Source organism: Selenobaculum gibii (assembly GCF_030273445.1).
Classification (GTDB): Bacteria; Bacillota; Negativicutes; order ICN-92133; family ICN-92133; genus Selenobaculum; species Selenobaculum gibii.
The window spans coordinates 661,927-679,663 of the sequence record NZ_CP120678.1; the positions used below are offsets into that span (position 1 = coordinate 661,927).

The window sequence follows — 17,737 nt, forward strand, 5'->3', positions numbered from 1 at the left end:
TATCTTCTTTTGTTAGTCAGTATTGCATTATGCATTACGGGATGTATGGTAAATCAGGAAAATCAGAGTCAAAAGCAAGGTACGTTAATTGAGTCTGTAATGGAAGAAGATGCACTTAAAGAGCATATAATTACTGAAGGAGAAGGAAGTTCATACCGTCTCCTTCAGAATGGTAATGAGGAAGTGCCATTATTAGAGCTTGCTGCTGGTCAGGATGGTAGGATTATTTATAGAGATCAAATGTTTGCAGATATATCGAGTACGGTTAATTTTAAGTTGCAATTTTTATCTACACAGGGAACAGGTCGCTTTGTAGTTGATGGGGTGGACGCTGACGGTAATGTTATAGCTGGTATAGGATGGGTAGTTACAGGAGATTTGCCTAAAAACACGAAAACGATGAAATGGGTAGATTCTAGATATAGTATTAATTTTATTGGCTCTTGGATTGATACCTATTACAATGTAAAAGTTATGTTTGATAAAGAGCTTGGGCATGTAGATTATTCGAAAATTGCAAATTTTCGATTTTATGTAGAGGCTAGTGACGGACAACACGCATTAATTGCAAGAAGAGATTTATTTGATGATCATTCTAAATCTTTGCATATGATACCACTACAAAATTTTTATCAGGTAGACAAAGATGAATGGATTACTATTCAAGCAATTTTACAAAATCGAAGTCAACAAGTCATAGATAGTGCTGGTGTAGAGCTTGTTATGCCATACGGTTATGGACTTGTAACCATAGAGGATACACAAAGGATAAATGAGTACCTTCAACCGGGAGAAAAGCGGGTATTAACTTGGAAGGTAAAAGCGAATCGCGCCGATATTGTAAACTTAAATAAACCGTGGCAGATTTTTTTCAAAATTAATGGAGTCGTTGAAGAGGAAAGTCCTGTAGAGGTATCTATTAACGATAGGGAAGATGGACGAGTATATTATGTATTAACGGAAGATTTAGAACCTGCTGACAGCGCTGGATATTCTATTGCATGGGGAAATCAAGATGGATGGTTAAATCCAGAAGAATTAACAGTTCAAATGATAAGCAAAGCAGAAAAAATGAATCAAATTGCAGATCGATATGGTGCAAAATGGACGCATTATATTGCCCTACCGATTTTGAAAGCAGCTGCATGGGCAGAAGAAAAGGCACCGAAGCAAGGCTGGAAAGAGACTATAGAGAAAGTTAAAAATTCGGTACACGAGCAAACTAAATTAGGACATGCATACGCTTTGCATATGCATATGGATTATGATCCATATATAAGTGTGAATCTATTATCTTTTAATAAAGAGCGTAATGGCTTCTGGGGAAATCATTTGTTGCATGGATGGGCGAATTTATTACCAGAAGAAGGGGAGTATGACATTTATCAAAGTAGAGTAGGTTCTTTATATGCATATCAATCTATGCTGGAAGAAATGATTGGTAATGCCACTATGGGGCAAAGTTTAACGGCTAGAGCAGGTTCATTTGATTTCGGGGATGGTGCACAAGAAGAAATGATAAGTACACGTGCATATCAAAAAGCCGGGTATTTAGCTTCAAGTGATGCGGATGGCAATATTCAGGGGTATACTTCGGCTGACTATGGAAACGAGATTTATTTTGCTTCGAAGTCAGATATCAATGCACCTACGAAAGATTTACAGGATGTCGGTTTAGTGGAATTTCGATTAACACCAAAAGAGTTTATTGCCTATGAAAAAGGCAATGAATTGGATTGGAATCAGAAAGTTGATCAGGGCATGAACTATTTTGTTGGGAGTGGTAAAGTTATGCCAGGCGTTCATGCAATTGTTGGTTTCACGCATGCCTTTTTTATGATGGGAAATGGTGATTGGCGAAGTTTAGAAGGTGGACATTTTGATTTGCTTAATAACCATTTGTCTTATGTGGAAAAGCGTTATGTAAAGCCGGGTTTACTGCGTTTTGCTACTGCTGATGAATTGGTAGAAGCGTATCTTGATTATTATACACCGCAACTTTTGGCTGTTTATGGACGGATCCTTGATGAAAATCTATTAACTACACATTATGAAATTAAATTGTTAGGTAAAGATATTCCGGTCAACCAAGGTAATCCATTGATGGTAAAAGTGAAGTATCCTTTATGGCTGCGTGAAAAAGCGTATAAAATTATTGTACTTAAAGAGGGGAAGCCAATTAAGATTCAAGACTTTTTGCCGACTGAAAGTAATGAAATTGAATTTTTGGTCGATGATAAAAATGCAACATACAGCATGCGAATCTATCATAATGAATGGATATACAGATTATTTCAGTTGTTTTAATAGGACTGTAACTTATTTTAAACAGAAAATTTTACCACTATTTACTTAATTTTAGCAGGAGATTAAGGGAAAAAAGCGAAATGTAAAAAGATAGAAAATTTAATACTATACTGAAAGAGAGCAAGGTGAAAAAATGACATTATCTAAGAGTACAGTATTAGTGGTAGACGACCAACCGGGAATTCGGAGACTATTAGTAGAAGTGCTGACGGATGAAGGTTATGAAGTAAATGTTGCTGCAAATGGTTATGAAGGCTTAGAGACTGTAAAAAAGTTAAAACCTAGTTTGATTTTAATGGATATGAAAATGCCTGGTATGGATGGGATTGCAACTCTACAAGAGTTGAAAGAGATAGGTATGGCAAGTAGAGTTATCATGATGACTGCTTATGGTGAGCTTGATTTAGTTACAAAAGCCAAAGAACTTGGTGCATATGCGTATATTACAAAACCATTTGATATTATTACATTATGTGAAATGGTTGCCAGTTATCTTGATGGTCATAAAGAAGAATTGATGATAGGGTAATGTTGTTTACTAATTTCACACTAAAAATAGGAGAATGATGAGAAGCATTCTCCTATTTTTATGAATTATTTTCAAGAAGGAATTCTTTGCTATATGGCGAATCTATCAATCAAGAAAGGAGTGAGTTGCATGCTGATTCATGCTGCTTTGTCGATTGCATTATATTGTCAACGTTGTGGAAAAATTGAGATTCATGATATTTCTTATTTTTTATCACGGAATAAGGTCAGTATGTTGAAATGTAGCTGTAACCATATTCAAGCGACATTAGTGCGTGATGATTCTAATAGATTTAGATTAAGAATTCCTTGTGGTGTTTGTGAAAATGTACATGAACATTTAATAAAGTTGAAAGATATAAAGAACTTTACAATTCGAAAAATTTATTGTGAAAAGGATTATTTTGAACTTGGGTATATTGGTAAGCGAAAATATATTGAAGAGATATTAACTTTTAATAAATTGGCCTTTGAAAAAACTTCTTGTAATGAAGTTCCAGAAAAAATTGAAAAACAACAGTTGGTTTTAGACGTGCTAAATAAAGTACATGATATGGTCGAACAGGGAAATGTGATATGCCCATGTGGAAAAGAAGAATTCAGAGCCGATATTATGGGGGATAATCTGGTTTTGGAATGTATGCATTGTGACAGTTATCATATTATCTCTATGCGTAGTGAATCAGATTTAACTTTTTTAAATAAAACGGAAACTATAACTTTAAAACATGCCTCAAATTATGTAAGAAATATTGATTTAGATTAAAAATGAGTCGATATATTTATTTGAAAGTAGTACTGTTTTTTGTACAATAAAGTTACTAAAAAATTTTCATTAAGATATAATTTTTTAGTTACTTTATAGAGGAGGCGCGATATCATGTTTTTTGATTCGCAATAAGCAGCAAAGCAAATTTTTTAGAAATAATGAATTTGTTCTGCTGCTTATTTTTATTTGGAAATACAAAGAAATTGATAAGATAAAGTAAGAAGGTTTAAGAAAAAATGAAAAGTTTTATATAATTAATGAAAAAGCTAAATCACTATTGAGGATATTTATGAACAAACGCATCAAACAAGCAAAGCGGCGACAAAAACAAAAAATGCAACTGCCTTGATTACATCCATTGTGGAGGAAACGAATTTATTATCTTTGTATGCTTCAATTTAGGCAGTACCTGCAGGGGAACAAGGCAGAGCATTTGCCGTAGTAGCATTACAAATTCAAAAATTAGTGGAGAAATCGAATAATTCAGCGCATTTAATCGAAGAGATTAGTGCAACGTTGCTTATGGATTACAGAAGAAACTTCTGCTTCGACAACAGAAATCAATGATACCATTGGTGATATTTCAGAAGATGCAACGAAGCTGAAAACGATATCAGATGCATTAGAGGAAAATATAAATATATTTAAAACAAAATAATTTATTGTAAATATGAGGTTGTTACAATCTATATGAATTAGATACGATTAAAAGGAGTCATTAATGATTATGATGATTGACGAACAGGTATTACAAGAACCCTACGCTGAAATTGAGCGAAAAATGCATCTTTTGTTACAAACGGGGCAGATGCTTATGGAAAGTGGGGCGGACACAAATCGCATTGTGCGGGATATGAAACGCGTAGCTGCCTATATGGGAATTCCAAAGCGGAAAATTCACTTACATATTACGTGTACGACGATTATGCTTAATATAAGTGACGGAGATCATTCTTACACACAGTTTCGTAAATGTCAGCACCATAGTGTGAATATGACAGTTATCTCTGCACTTATAAAACTTTCTTGGCATGCGTTGGAGAGAAACTATACGTTGGATGAATACGAAGCTGAACTTATGAGAATTAGAAAACTTAGACGAAATTATTCGCCACTTTTATCTGTCTTAGGAGCAGGTCTTGCTTGTGGAAGTTTCGGTAAGTTATTTGGCTGTGATTGGGCGGCATTTTTTTGGACAATGATTTGTGCTTCTAGCGGATTTTGGGTGAGAAGCCTTTGTAATAAATGGGGTGTGAATCCCTATGCAGGAATTTCTATTGCTGCATTTGTAGCCACTTTTCTTGCTTATCTTACGCAATTTATTTCAGGATCAGTTACGCCTTGGTATCCAATGATTGCTTGTACGTTATTTATTATCCCAGGGATTCCACTTATCAATGCTGTCGATGATATGCTCAATAATTATATAGCGGCAGGAACAACGCGTAGTATCAATACATTGCTTATTGTCGCAAGTATGACTTTTGGAATTATTCTTGCAATTCGCATTGCAAATGTTGCTGATTTTACAACACTCAACGTTGTACCGGACAGTATTTATCTTTCTCATGCAATTTTTGCTGCGATTGCAGCAGCTGGTTTCTCCATTATTTTCAATGTGCCACCTCGCTTATTAATCATGACAGTGATTGGTGGGATTATTTCCGTATGTCTACGTAATTTTTTTGCTTTTGAACTTGGAATGAGTCAAGTAGCAGGATCATTTATTGGTGCAGTTGTAGTAGGTCTTATTACGATGAAATCTACGCATTGGCTAAATACGTCAGCCTATGTACTTTCGATACCATCCGTTATTCCGCTTATTCCAGGCGTGTTACTTTATCGCTTACTTTTTGCTATTATTAATATAAAAGAATTGGATACGGTGGCACTACTGGTTGCGATTCAAAATGGTGTTACTGCTGTACTTATTATTATTAGTGTTGCTGTTGGCATTACAATTCCAAATCTTATTGCTCAGCGTTATCTTGACAAAACTAAGGATGAATATATAGAAGAATTGATTGAAGAGCGTCGTCAAAATATCGAAAGGGATTTATTTTAGGTAGTGATTTAAGGTGGGAGTAAAAACTTTCCCTGAGTCAGTGGTTGTATATTATTATAAGATGAAAATCTACTGTAGCTAAACATGGTGAGTGTTTAGTGCAGTAGATTTTTTTTGCATAAAATTTCTTTTTCCCGTTAAGGATAATTATAGTATCTAAAATTTGTAAAAAAATAGGTGGGCGATTCTATGACATTAAAAAAAGTTAACTATAAAAAATTTTTATGTGTTTTACTTGCGTTTAGTTTTCTTGCAGGTATTACTTGGTGTTTATTGCAACAAGCGCCAGAGTCAAAACAGTTGCATGAACCGCTTATGGAAGTTGAAGCAGTAGAAGAACTTGCTCCTGAGGAGCCTGCATTGCCTGCGAATGCAGAAATGGAGCAGTATAAGAATAAGCATGATGAAGAGAAAGTTCCAGTATCACGGGCGAATATATCACAGTTTATTGCACCTACACATGGGGTAGTAACGTCAGAGTTTGGAGCACGTGGAGGAAGAAATCATAATGGCGTTGATATAGCAAATGACTTAGGAACACCAATTTTAGCGGCAAAAGATGGAAAAGTAAGTTTTACTGGGTGGATCTCTGGTTATGGTAACACAATTATAATTGAACATAAACAAGGGTATACTACGTTATATGGACATTTACAATCTATTTTGGTCGAAACAGATAGTATTGTAAAAGCGGGGGAAACGATTGCTACGATGGGAAGTACGGGAAATTCTACAGGTCCGCATCTACATTTTGAAGTAGAGCGTGATGGTGTATTGATGAATCCTGCAATAATCTTAAATAATTGAGGAGAGTACAATGAAAATATGTTATCATTGTGAAATTTGTGGCGCGGATATTGATGAAATTGAACTAGCGGTAGTGGATGAAAAAAAGCTTGGCTTTGATTGCTTGACTGGTGATGAACGGAAAGCTATAATTAGTGTTGATACATTATCCGATACGATGGATGTACAGTCGTTATGCGATGCATGTATTAAAGAACTGGGGTTGGATGATGTACAGGATCAGGCTACTTCATTTCCGGTAAACGGACTAAACTTATTACATTGAGATAGTTCTAAAAAAAGAGAAATTTGCATATATATGATAGGGCTTTAGCGATAGCTAAAGCCCCTTTTGGCATGGGTGAGGTGTAAAAATGGAAAAGCTGTTTGAGCTAGTTAAGCGAGACAAATCAATTGCTAAAGTGGTAAATTGCTTTGCAAAGGATCATGCAGAAAGTTTAATTTATGGATTGTCAGGCTCGCAGAAAAGTATGGTTTTAGCAAGTTGCTTTAAAGAAAACCAACGCACGACGATTATTTTAACAAATACGAAAGAATCTATAGAAGCTTTGCAGGCTGATTTATCTATGTTGCTTCCTGATACCGCAGTTTTAGAATTGCCAGCACTTGATATGGTTACTTTTTCTGCTGCAGCAAAGAGCATGGCACTGGCAGCAAAACGAATGGATGTTTTAGGGCGACTAATTCGTAAGGAAAAGATTATTGTCTTAGCAAGTGCAGCCGCTGCTGTACAAAAAGGTTTGTCAAAACAAGAATTTGAAAAATCAAGTTTATCGCTTTTTATTGGTTTATTAATAGAGCGAGAGAGGGTATTAAAAAAGCTTGTTGAACTAGGATACGAACGTGTGGAGCAAGTAGATAGTATTGGTCAATTTAGTGCGCGAGGCGGCATTGTTGATATTTTTCCGATTAATCGTCAACTGCCGATTCGTATGGAGTTTTTTGGTGATGAGATAGATTCTTTGCGAGAATTTGATTTAACGACGCAACGTTCCTTGCAAAACATTACGAATGCTGATGTTTTGCCATTGATGCAGACAGATAATACAGGCAAGCCAGAAATGTTTCTGGCATATTTAGAGGAGCAAGTGACGGTTATATTTGATGAACCATCACGTATTCGGGAACAAATTACTTCTTTAGTGAAAGAAAATCCTGAATTAAAGAAGCATATGTTTAACTGGCATGAAATTATTGCTTTAGCGAAGCAACATAATGTCATGTATTTATCTTTATTATTACAGAAAACACCAAATGCAGAGCCAAGCGAAATTATCAGTGTCCTTGCAAAAGCAGCAACACCGTATCATAAGCAGATGGATTTATTGGTAAGTGAGCTTAATGGCTGGCTTGAACGCAAGATGAAACCGATTTTATTTATGACAAGTGCACAGAAAGTAGAATCTATGCGTGCTTCTTTAAATGAGCAGAAGATACCATCTATCGTATTTGATGGGAAATCTGATTTTGTTGATTCGGCTGTGTATATCTGTTTAGGAACGTTAAATAATGGTTTTGAATTGCCACAAGCAAATTTAGTTGTTCTTACGGAAAAAGATATTTTCGGCAGGCAGAAAAAACGTGCGTTGCCACGCGCGGCAAAAGGAGAGAAAATAACCTATTTCCGTGACATTAATATTGGTGATTATGTTGTTCATGTAAATCATGGAATCGGCAAATATATCGGTGTAGAAACAATTGAAGTTGGCGGAATGAATCGCGATTATTTGCATATACGTTATGGCGGCGATGATAAATTATTTGTGCCAACGGATCAAGTACATTTGTTGCAAAAATATATTGGTTCAGAAGGAGAAGTGCCACGTCTGCATAAAATGGGTGGTACGGAGTGGACAAAAGCCAAAGCTAAAGCAAAAGCTTGCGTTGTAGATATGGCAAAGGAATTAATTCAGCTCTATGCAAAACGAAAAACGGAGACTGGTTTTGCCTTTGAAGCTGATACGCCATGGCAAAGAGAGTTTGAAGAGGCTTTTCCCTATCAAGAAACGCCGGATCAATTGGCGGCGATTGAAGAGATTAAAGCTGATATGGAAAAACCTCGACCAATGGATCGATTGCTTTGTGGTGACGTTGGTTTTGGAAAAACGGAAGTGGCAATTCGGGCGGCGTTTAAAGCGGTCATGAGTGGAAAGCAAGTTGCGGTTTTAGTACCAACTACAGTTCTAGCGCAGCAACATTTTAAGACTTTTCAAAATCGCTTTGCTGGTTTTGGTCCTGTAGTTGATGTTGTATGTAGATTTAGAACGGCGAAAGAGCAAAAAGAAACGCTGGCGAAACTGGAGACTGGTCAAGTCGATGTTTTAATCGGTACCCATCGAATTTTAAATCAAGAAGTAAGGTTTAAAGATTTGGGGTTACTCATTGTTGATGAAGAACAGAGATTTGGTGTTGCTCAAAAAGAAAAACTGAAAAAGTGGAGTCATGGAATAGATGTGTTAACGTTGAGTGCGACTCCAATTCCTAGAACACTCCATATGTCACTTGTCGGGGCAAGGGATATGAGTATCATTGAAACGCCGCCGGAAGAACGTTACCCAGTTCAAACGTATGTGGTTGAGAATAATGATACGATTATTCGCGATGCAATCAAGCGAGAACTAAAGCGTGGTGGACAGGTATATTTTGTTTATAACCGTGTGGAAACCATTGATAAGATGAGTAATTATCTTGCGAATATGCTTCCTGATGCAAAAATTCAAGTTGGACACGGACAAATGGCAGAAGAACTATTGGAGCAAGTTATGTTAGATTTTTATGAAGGGCAAGATGATATCTTAGTTGCAACGAGTATTATCGAAAATGGACTTGATGTCCCGAATGCGAATACAATTATTATTTACGATGCGGATCGTTTTGGTCTTTCGCAGCTTTATCAGATGCGCGGGCGTGTTGGCAGATCGAATCATATGGCATTTGCATACTTTGTTTATCAAGCGGATAAAGTATTAACCGAAGTTGCAGAAAAAAGATTACAGGCGATTAAAGAGTTTGCTGAACTTGGGGCAGGGTTTAAAATTGCGATGCGTGATTTGGAAATCCGTGGTGCTGGGAATCTGCTTGGGGCACAACAACATGGGCATATTGCTAGTGTTGGTTTTGAAATGTATTGTCGATTATTAGAAGAGGCAATTCAAGAGGAGAAAACAGGTGAACCGGTGAAAGGCTATGAAGAGCCTATGATTGATTTAAAGATAGAAGCATATTTACCGGGGGATTATATTGCTGATGCGATGCATAAGATAGAAATATATCAGCGTATTGCAGCAATTCGAAATAAACAGCATTTAGAACAGTTGTTAGATGAATTGATTGACCGATTTGGAGAACCGCCAGAAGAGGTAATGAATTTATTGACTGTTGCGCGCATAAAAAATATTGCGCGGCATTTAGGTTTAAAATCTATTATTCAGCAACCGATGCAGATTGAGTTTATTTTTAGCGATGTGCCGAACGTAGAGATGGAAAATATAATAAAATTAAAAGCTTTATTTGCAGCATTTATAAAAGTTGTTCCTGGGCCGCCAGAAATTATTCGTATGCGGCTAACGCAAAATTATGCAAAAAATATTTTGAAATATGTGACGAAAATATTGATTACTTTAGCCGTAACAGAGAAGAAAAAGTAACAGGATCTCTTTTCAATACGATGAATAAATTTCAATATGCAGATATATACTATTATTGGAATCGAATGTCAGAAGGTGTTGAAAAGGGGGGATAATATTTGAAAGCAACAGGCATTGTAAGAAGAATTGATGATTTGGGAAGGGTGGTTATTCCGAAGGAAATTCGCCGTACCCTAAGGATTCGTGAAGGTGATCCATTAGAGATTTATGTGGATCGAGATGGCGAAGTAATTTTAAAGAAATACTCTCCAGTAAATGAACTAGGTGACTTTGCAAAAGAATATTGTGATTCTTTATACGAATCAATTGGACACATCGTTTTAATTGCTGACCGCGATGAAATTGTAGCAGTGGCGGGGACGGCAAAAAAGGAATTTTTAAATAAAGGATTAAGTACGTTGGTCGAAAAAATCATGGAAGACCGTAAAGCCGTACTTATCAATAATCCAATTGAATATAAAGGCAGAATTTGCCCAATTGACATTGATGATGATGAAATAGAAAATTTTAAATTGTCATCCGAAGTAATTGCACCGATCATTGTAGAAGGAGATGCAATTGGCGCGGTAATCATTTGTACAAAGCAGCCAAATGTCAAAATGGGAGATGTTGAATTAAAGTTAGCGGAAACAGCCGCAGGATTTTTGGGAAAACAAATGGCAATGTAAAAGTTGTAGCAGGGATATTGTGAAATTAGAAATGAAAATCTATTTTACAGTATCCCTTTTTAGTTGTTGGCGAAAAGAGGGTGATATTGTGTGAAACATAGATTTATTCAAGGGGCATTAATATTAACGATTGCAGGGATCGTTGTTAAGATTATTGGTTCGGTAAATCGAATCATTCTATCGAGAATGCTCGGTGGTGAAGGTATAGGTTTATATCAGATGGCTTATCCAATTTACCAATTGGCACTAAGTGTATCTTCTGCAGGAATTCCTGTAGCTATTTCGATCTTAACAGCGGAAAAATTAGCATTAAAAGATTACATAGGAGCAAATAGAATATTTCGCTTATCATTAAAATTGATGATGGTAACAGGCTTGTTCTTTAGCTGGTTATTGTATTATGGAGCGGGATGGCTGGTTGATGCACAGATTGTACGTGATGAACGCGCCTATTATGCAATTGCTGCACTTGCACCAGCAATTTTTTTCGTTACGATTTTATCAAGTTATCGTGGCTATTTTCAGGGAATGCAGATGATGACACCAACGGCCATATCGCAAATTGTTGAACAAGCGATTCGCGTCGTTGTGATGATAGCTTTGGCAATTGTACTTTTGCCCTATGGATTAGCGTATGCTTCAGCTGGGGCAAGTTTTGGAGCAGCACCAGGCGCAGCAGCAGGCGTAATCGTACTTCTTTACTATTATTGGCGACACAGAATTATACATAAAGAACAGTTGAAAATGCAAAATCGCGAGATTGTGCAAGAGTCTAGTTATTCTATTATTAAGAGGATGGTCATTCTTGCACTCCCTGTATCATTAGCAAATATTATGTTGCCGCTTACGGCGAGTATTGATTTATTTATCGTTCCAGCAAGATTGGAGAATGCTGGTTATAGTGTTGAAGTTGCAACAGAACTCTTTGGGTATTTAACAGGTATGGCAGTTTCATTAGTCAATCTGCCGACAATTTTAACTGCATCTCTTGCCGCCAGTCTTGTGCCGGCAATTTCAGAAGCTGTGGCGCTTAAAGATCGGTATGGGATTACGCTGCGAACGGTAACAGCGCTTCGGATGGCAATTTTATTGATGATTCCAAGCTTTGCTGGTTTATATTTATTAGCGATGCCAATTTCTGAAATGTTATATGCTACGCCAAATGCTAGCAGTTGTATAGCTGTACTTTCATTCGGCGTTGTTTTATTAGGAATTGGGCAAGTAACAACAGGAATATTACAAGGTTTAGGTCATACGACGATTCCTTTAATTAATATGATTATTGCAGCATTTGTAAAAGTGATTTTAAGCTGGACGCTAACGGCAAATTCATCATGGGGAATTGAAGGTGCTGCTTGGGCGACAAATGCAGATTTTGGTACAGCGGCACTGTTAAATTTATTTTTTATTTATCGTTATGTTGGTAAAGCTCTTGAATTAAAATCTATTTTTAAAGTGATGGTGGCAACGGTGATGATGAGTATAGCAGTATTTGTTTCCTATGATGCATTGATGAGAGAGTTTTGGGGAAATACAATATCGACTATGGGAGCAATCATAAGTGGCGGAGTTATTTATACAATTTTTATTTTGTTAATTGGTGGAGTTACAAAAAATGAGATTGAAAGCATCCCTAAAGTTGGGAAAAGTGTTAGTAGAGTATTAGAAAAAATGCGCTTAATTTGATAGAAGAGATAAATAAGGCTGTTATAAGGGATTATCCCGTTTAACAGCCTTATTTAATTCTAATTGACAAAAAATTGGTTATATCATAATGCGAAAAATCTATTACGTTAAACAATGCAGAATTAAAAAAAGCAGTAAATTTGGCAAAGGAGAAAGGGGTAATTTTAGCTGAAGCTATGACAATTTATCATATGCCGCTTTATAAAAAGCTAAAGGAATTTATAGCTTCAGGGATGCTTGGAGCAGTAAGAATGATACAATTAAATTTTGGCAGTTATTGAGAGTATGATATGACAAGTCGTTTTTTAAATAAAAATTTAGCAGGTGGGGCATTACTTGATATTGGCGTGTATGCAATTTCATTAGCGAGATATTTTATGTCTATTAAACCTAAGCAAATTCTTTCTCAAATAAGATTTGCTGAAAGTGGAGTGGATGAACGAGCCGAGATGGCAACGATTGCATTAACATTGCATAAAAGAGCGGTGATTGCTTTTGAAAAGGGATATATTGAAATCATGGAATATCCAAGAGCTGATGAAGAGAAAATTGTATATACATCGTCGGGAACCATAGAAACAATAGTTGCTGGAAAGCGCTCAGATGCATTGCAGTATGAAATGGAGGACATGGAAGAAGCAATCATTTCAAGAAAAAAAGATATGCTGCTTACCAATACGCTTGATGTAATGGATATTATGACGGAGATTAGGCACAGATGGGGAATGTATTATGACTCGGAAAAAAATCTTTAGTTTAATATTTTTAATCTTGATCATTGTATAATTTGATTTTTTAACTATATAGAATATAATGAAATATGCATTTATTTTGGTTAGGAGGATGAATTACTTTTGTAATTCAAGATTTAGAAATGGGAGAAATAACGATTGTTGGACTTGGACCGGGATCATTTGGGTATATTACGATGGAAACGTGGGATAAAATAACATCGGCTGAAACGCTTTTGCTTAGAACTGCGAAACATCCAACCGTGGAGGAAATGCAAGCTAGAGGTGTTCAGTTTAACTCATATGATTATGTGTATAATACAAAAGAGACCTTTGAAGAGGTCTATCAAACGATTGCAAATGATTGCATAAGTCGTGCACAATGCGGAGAAAATATTGTATACGCTGTTCCAGGCAGTCCGCTGGTTGCTGAAAAAACAGTAGTTTTGATTCGCGAATTAGGTAAAAAACTAAAGGTAAAAGTTAATATTTTAGCTGGAATGAGTTTTATTGAAGTCTTGTATGTTAGATTAGGAATTGATCCGATTGAAGGTCTTACCGTAATTGATAGCAAGGACATTGATCGATTGGTTTGTAGTACAGAAAATGGGATTGTGATTACGCAGGTGTATAACAGTCAAGTTGCATCGGATACAAAATTAAGCTTAATGGAAATTTATCCAGATGATTTTAAAGTCACATTAATTCAAAATTTAGGGTTGCCAAATGAAAAAATAATAGAGATAGCATTGTATGAATTAGATCGGCAAACAGGAATTGATCACTTGACAAGCCTTTATATTCCTCCGTATAAACAATCGCAAGAATGTTTTGATTTAGCTCCGCTTACGGATGTAATGGCAAGACTTCGCTCACCCGGCGGATGTGTATGGGATATTGAGCAAACACATCGTTCGTTAAGGCGAAATCTAATTGAAGAGGTATATGAAGTAGTAGAGGCAATTGATTTTGAAAATGCGGAGCTCTTATGTGAAGAGTTGGGGGATTTGCTTTTACAAATTGTGTTTCATGCACGTATGGCAGAAGAAACAGGGGTTTTTTCGATGCAAGATGTGATTGATGGAATTACAGAAAAATTAATTCGTCGTCATCCCCATGTTTTTGGTGATGTTACAGTACGTGATGCTGGTGAAGTTGTATTGAACTGGGAAGAAATTAAACGCAAAGAAAAAGCAAAAGAACGTACGCATATTCTTGATGGTGTGCCAAAAGATTTACCATCATTAATGCGTGCATATAAATTACAACATAAAGCTGCAAAAGTTGGCTTTGATTGGGATAATATTACCCCAGTTTGGGATAAAATAGAGGAAGAAATTAAAGAATTAAAAGAAGCTATCGCGTTGTCTGATCCAAAAAAAGTAGAAGAAGAATTGGGTGATGTGATATTCTCAATTGTAAATTTATCAAGATTTCTAAAAGTAGATGCTGAAATTGCATTAAATTCGACAAATAATAAATTTGTTAAAAGATTTTCTTATATTGAAAATAAGTTGAAAGATGAAGGAAAATCATGGAAGGAAACAGCGTTAGAAGAGCTTGATAAGTACTGGAATGAGGCGAAAGTCACATTTTTGATGTAATATCACGGTTTTTTTTGTAAAATTTTTTAAAAGAAAGAGGAATAGGCAAATAAACAGCGAATAAAGCTAATCGTAATCATTTCATGAGGAGGATATGTTTGTGAATAAAACTGAATTAGTAGCTAGCGTTGCTGAAAAAGCTGGCTTAACGAAAAAAGATGCTGAAAAAGCGGTGAATGCGCTATTTGCTAGCGTAGAAGAAGCTTTAGTAGCAAATGACAAAGTTCAAGTAATTGGTTTCGGTACTTTCGAAGTTAAAGAACGTGAAGAAAGAAAAGGCCGCAATCCACAAACTGGTGCTGAAATTACAATTCCTGCATCGAAAAACCCTGTTTTCAAAGCAGGTAAAGGTCTTAAAGACGCTGTAAATGCATAATTTATGATAAAAGTCAGGTCGCGAGATCTGGCTTTTATTGTGTATTGGGATAATAATATCATGAGGGGTCGTGTAAGATGAAGCAAGAAATCCTTATTGTCGATGATGAACAATCGATTCGTGAATTATTAAAATTTAATTTAGAGAAAGCCGGTTATATTATAAGACTTGCGGATAATGGAAAAAGTGCATTAGAAGAAGTTGGCTTAAAGACGGATTTAATCCTTTTAGATTTAATGTTGCCTGAATTGGATGGACTGGAAGTATGCCGTAGATTAAAGGGAGATGTAAAGACATCCAGTATTCCGATTATTATGCTGACAGCAAAAAATGAAGAAATTGATAAAATTCTTGGTTTAGAATTAGGAGCGGATGATTACTTAACGAAACCTTTTAGCCCAAGAGAGTTAATTGCGCGAATTAAAGCAGTACTCAGAAGGAGTAATAAAGATACGACAGTTGTTGGTGAATTTAAAGTCGGCAATTTAAAAATGAATTTTAGCACATATAAAACATTTATTGGAAGAACACAGATAGAATTGACCCCAAAAGAATATGAATTACTGAAGTTGTTTATTACGAATATTGATCGGGCATATTCTCGTGAAGAACTACTGGATAAAATATGGGGATATGAATATTATGGAGATACGAGAACTGTAGATGTACATGTGCGTCATTTACGTGCAAAGCTTAGTATTGAATCTCAGTTAGCAGAAGCAATTGAAACAGTACGTGGTGTTGGCTATAGATTTACAGATTTGAAAGGCAGTCAATGATGGAAAAAAAAGTTGCGGTAATCACAGGGGGAACTTCAGGAATTGGGCTTGCTGCTGCAAAATGCTTATTGCGCGACGGATATCAAATCGTTCTCATTGGTCGGTCAGAGACGAGGGGAAAGCTGGCAGTAAAATTGCTTGGGGAAAACGCTGCATTCTTTTCTGGTGATGTTAGTAAAGTCAGCGAATGCAAGCGGTTAGCTAAAAAAATAGATGCAAGTTATGGACAGATACATACATTGGTGAACAGTGCGGGCATTTATCTTGAAAAATCTATTGGCGATATGACGGAAGAAGATTTTTTAGCTGTCATGGATACGAATGTAAAAGGAACATATTTTATGTGTAAGGAATGTTTGCCGTTACTTGCGAAAGATGGCACTGCCTCTATTGTTAATGTGTCTTCAGATGCAGGCTTAAAAGGGAATTATCTTTGTAGTGCTTATTGTGCTTCAAAGGGAGCTGTAACACTATTTACAAAGGCTTTAGCGTTAGAAGTTGCGGCAGAAGGTATTCGGGTAAACTGTGTATGTCCGGCTGATATTGATACGCCAATGACGCGAGCACAATTTATTCAAAATGTAGATGAATCTATGCAGTTAAAAGCGATGTGTGATGTGTATCCACTGGGGCGGATTGGAACTCCAGAAGAGGTGGCAGAAACTATCGCTTTTTTAGTATCTGAAAAAGCTGCTTTTGTAACAGGTGCAGCCTGGAGTATTGATGGTGGAATAACAGCATAAAAGAAAAGGTGTGAGGACTGATGAAGAAGGTTTTATCAGAAGAGATAGCACTATTTGCGATATGCGCTTCATTTTTTGCAACAGAAGTTGAGGCAGGTACATTGTTAGATAAAAGTGATCAAATTGTATTAGTGCGGGCAAAAGAGACGCTGGCTAAAGTAGGTTTTTATGAAAAAAATAATAAAAGTCATTGGATTGAAAAATGGCAGACGAGCGGTTACATTGGAAGAAATGGGCTAACGACGGATAAACATGAAGGCGATGGGAAAACGCCAATTGGTGTATATGATCTTGGTTTAGCTTTTGGCGTAGAAAAAAATCCTGGAACAAAAATTCCCTATAAAGAACTCGATGAAAAAGATGTGTGGGTCGATGATATAAATTCTAAGTATTATAATCGATATGTGAGAAGTGATATTGCTGATAAAGATTGGATTTCAGAGGAACATTTATGCAATTATAAAGAAAGTTATACTTATGCAATTGTAATTGAATATAATACTCAGCCGATTGTGAGAGGAGCTGGTTCAGCAGTTTTTTTACATGTTGAAACTAAGGAACCTACAGCGGGATGTGTGAGTATTCCAAAAAAATATATGAAAAAGTTTTTGCAACTATTAAAACCAGGTGCTAAAATTATTATTACCAGGTACTAAATTTTGCTTGACAATATTATTAGCTATATGTATAATCAAAATTGTTATAATAAATAATTCATATGACAGGCAATATAGGACTGACGGATAAGTGGAGCACCACATGGACTATATTGTAAAATAGAAGCCGACCGTCTGGGCATTTTTCGTTTATGCTTAGATGGTTTTTTTGTACCATGAGTCAATTTTAATAAAGAGTTTTTAAGTGAAATGGAATATGGATTGGCGGATATAGCGTGGTAGATGATCACGTGAACTATATGGTGAGAGAATTCGACCGCCTGGGCATGGAGTTTTATATTTTGCTCAGGGGGTCTTTCTATATGATAAACAAGGTATTCTAAATATAGCTAAGATTGGAAAGGGTGGTT

17 protein-coding genes and 1 riboswitch are annotated in these 17,737 nt (G+C 36.1%); all 17 genes read left to right on the plus strand.

All coding sequences use genetic code 11. From position 1 onward, the window contains the following. The first annotated feature begins 9 nt into the window (after positions 1-9). The 17 genes from P3F81_RS03085 (at position 10) to P3F81_RS03165 (ending at position 17,366) form a co-directional block, all read left to right on the plus strand. Positions 10-2,307, plus strand: coding sequence for a polysaccharide deacetylase family protein (locus P3F81_RS03085; RefSeq protein WP_147667638.1), 2,298 nt, complete (start codon positions 10-12; stop codon positions 2,305-2,307). 133 nt (positions 2,308-2,440) lie between these two features. Further along, a complete protein-coding gene (locus tag P3F81_RS03090; RefSeq protein ID WP_147667639.1) occupies positions 2,441-2,836 on the plus strand; it encodes a response regulator in 396 nt (131 codons plus the stop codon). 129 nt (positions 2,837-2,965) lie between these two features. Beyond that, on the plus strand, positions 2,966-3,601 hold the full coding sequence (locus P3F81_RS03095) for a hypothetical protein (RefSeq protein WP_147667640.1): 636 nt from the start codon (positions 2,966-2,968) through the stop codon (positions 3,599-3,601). Positions 3,602-4,112: 511 nt separating this feature from the next. Then, positions 4,113-4,262: a hypothetical protein gene (locus P3F81_RS03100; RefSeq protein WP_309320613.1), complete on the plus strand. Its 150-nt coding sequence runs from the start codon at positions 4,113-4,115 to the stop codon at positions 4,260-4,262. A 63-nt stretch (positions 4,263-4,325) separates the two neighbouring features. After that, positions 4,326-5,669 (plus strand): threonine/serine exporter family protein, encoded by a 1,344-nt coding sequence (locus tag P3F81_RS03105; RefSeq protein ID WP_309320614.1) that lies wholly within the window; start codon positions 4,326-4,328, stop codon positions 5,667-5,669. A gap of 189 nt (positions 5,670-5,858) precedes the next feature. Further along, complete coding sequence (locus tag P3F81_RS03110; protein ID WP_147667641.1) at positions 5,859-6,476, plus strand: M23 family metallopeptidase; 618 nt, start codon at positions 5,859-5,861, stop codon at positions 6,474-6,476. A gap of 10 nt (positions 6,477-6,486) precedes the next feature. Then, complete coding sequence (locus tag P3F81_RS03115; RefSeq protein WP_147667642.1) at positions 6,487-6,741, plus strand: anti-sigma-F factor Fin; 255 nt, start codon at positions 6,487-6,489, stop codon at positions 6,739-6,741. A gap of 88 nt (positions 6,742-6,829) precedes the next feature. Continuing rightward, the gene (mfd, locus tag P3F81_RS03120; RefSeq protein WP_147667643.1) at positions 6,830-10,123 is read left to right on the plus strand and encodes a transcription-repair coupling factor; all 3,294 of its coding nucleotides are present in this window, start codon (positions 6,830-6,832) and stop codon (positions 10,121-10,123) included. 98 nt (positions 10,124-10,221) lie between these two features. After that, a complete protein-coding gene (spoVT, locus tag P3F81_RS03125; RefSeq protein WP_147667644.1) occupies positions 10,222-10,791 on the plus strand; it encodes a stage V sporulation protein T in 570 nt (189 codons plus the stop codon). A gap of 90 nt (positions 10,792-10,881) precedes the next feature. Further along, entirely contained in the window at positions 10,882-12,477 is a 1,596-nt protein-coding gene (locus P3F81_RS03130; protein ID WP_147667645.1) for a putative polysaccharide biosynthesis protein, read from the plus strand. A 140-nt stretch (positions 12,478-12,617) separates the two neighbouring features. Next, positions 12,618-12,758: a hypothetical protein gene (locus P3F81_RS03135; protein ID WP_309320615.1), complete on the plus strand. Its 141-nt coding sequence runs from the start codon at positions 12,618-12,620 to the stop codon at positions 12,756-12,758. A 9-nt stretch (positions 12,759-12,767) separates the two neighbouring features. Then, a complete protein-coding gene (locus P3F81_RS03140) occupies positions 12,768-13,232 on the plus strand; it encodes a Gfo/Idh/MocA family protein (protein ID WP_147667646.1) in 465 nt (154 codons plus the stop codon). A gap of 119 nt (positions 13,233-13,351) precedes the next feature. Next, positions 13,352-14,812 carry a bifunctional methyltransferase/pyrophosphohydrolase YabN gene (yabN, locus tag P3F81_RS03145; protein ID WP_147667647.1) on the plus strand — a complete coding sequence of 487 codons (1,461 nt, stop codon included), beginning with the start codon at positions 13,352-13,354 and terminating at the stop codon, positions 14,810-14,812. Positions 14,813-14,912: 100 nt separating this feature from the next. Continuing rightward, positions 14,913-15,188 (plus strand): HU family DNA-binding protein, encoded by a 276-nt coding sequence (locus tag P3F81_RS03150; protein ID WP_177505240.1) that lies wholly within the window; start codon positions 14,913-14,915, stop codon positions 15,186-15,188. A 77-nt stretch (positions 15,189-15,265) separates the two neighbouring features. Further along, positions 15,266-15,967 (plus strand): response regulator, encoded by a 702-nt coding sequence (locus P3F81_RS03155; protein WP_147667649.1) that lies wholly within the window; start codon positions 15,266-15,268, stop codon positions 15,965-15,967. Next, positions 15,967-16,710 carry an SDR family NAD(P)-dependent oxidoreductase gene (locus P3F81_RS03160; RefSeq protein WP_147667650.1) on the plus strand — a complete coding sequence of 248 codons (744 nt, stop codon included), beginning with the start codon at positions 15,967-15,969 and terminating at the stop codon, positions 16,708-16,710. Before P3F81_RS03155 ends, P3F81_RS03160 begins: the two co-directional genes overlap by 1 nt. A 20-nt stretch (positions 16,711-16,730) precedes the next feature. Continuing rightward, on the plus strand, positions 16,731-17,366 hold the full coding sequence (locus P3F81_RS03165) for a L,D-transpeptidase family protein (protein WP_147667651.1): 636 nt from the start codon (positions 16,731-16,733) through the stop codon (positions 17,364-17,366). A gap of 66 nt (positions 17,367-17,432) precedes the next feature. Then, positions 17,433-17,514, plus strand: a riboswitch (ZMP/ZTP riboswitch). The last annotated feature ends 223 nt before the right edge of the window (positions 17,515-17,737 follow it).

What these genes read in the sequence shown, in the direction of transcription:
- P3F81_RS03090 (WP_147667639.1), top strand. Translation starts at nt 2,441, where the DNA reads ATGACATTATCTAAGAGTACAGTATTAGTGGTAGACGACCAACCGGGA.
- P3F81_RS03095 (WP_147667640.1), top strand. Translation starts at nt 2,966, where the DNA reads ATGCTGATTCATGCTGCTTTGTCGATTGCATTATATTGTCAACGTTGT.
- P3F81_RS03105 (WP_309320614.1), top strand. Translation starts at nt 4,326, where the DNA reads ATGATTATGATGATTGACGAACAGGTATTACAAGAACCCTACGCTGAA.
- P3F81_RS03110 (WP_147667641.1), top strand. Translation starts at nt 5,859, where the DNA reads ATGACATTAAAAAAAGTTAACTATAAAAAATTTTTATGTGTTTTACTT.
- P3F81_RS03115 (WP_147667642.1), top strand. Translation starts at nt 6,487, where the DNA reads ATGAAAATATGTTATCATTGTGAAATTTGTGGCGCGGATATTGATGAA.
- mfd (WP_147667643.1), top strand. Translation starts at nt 6,830, where the DNA reads ATGGAAAAGCTGTTTGAGCTAGTTAAGCGAGACAAATCAATTGCTAAA.
- P3F81_RS03140 (WP_147667646.1), top strand. Translation starts at nt 12,768, where the DNA reads ATGACAAGTCGTTTTTTAAATAAAAATTTAGCAGGTGGGGCATTACTT.
- yabN (WP_147667647.1), top strand. Translation starts at nt 13,352, where the DNA reads ATGGGAGAAATAACGATTGTTGGACTTGGACCGGGATCATTTGGGTAT.
- P3F81_RS03155 (WP_147667649.1), top strand. Translation starts at nt 15,266, where the DNA reads ATGAAGCAAGAAATCCTTATTGTCGATGATGAACAATCGATTCGTGAA.
- P3F81_RS03160 (WP_147667650.1), top strand. Translation starts at nt 15,967, where the DNA reads ATGGAAAAAAAAGTTGCGGTAATCACAGGGGGAACTTCAGGAATTGGG.
- P3F81_RS03165 (WP_147667651.1), top strand. Translation starts at nt 16,731, where the DNA reads ATGAAGAAGGTTTTATCAGAAGAGATAGCACTATTTGCGATATGCGCT.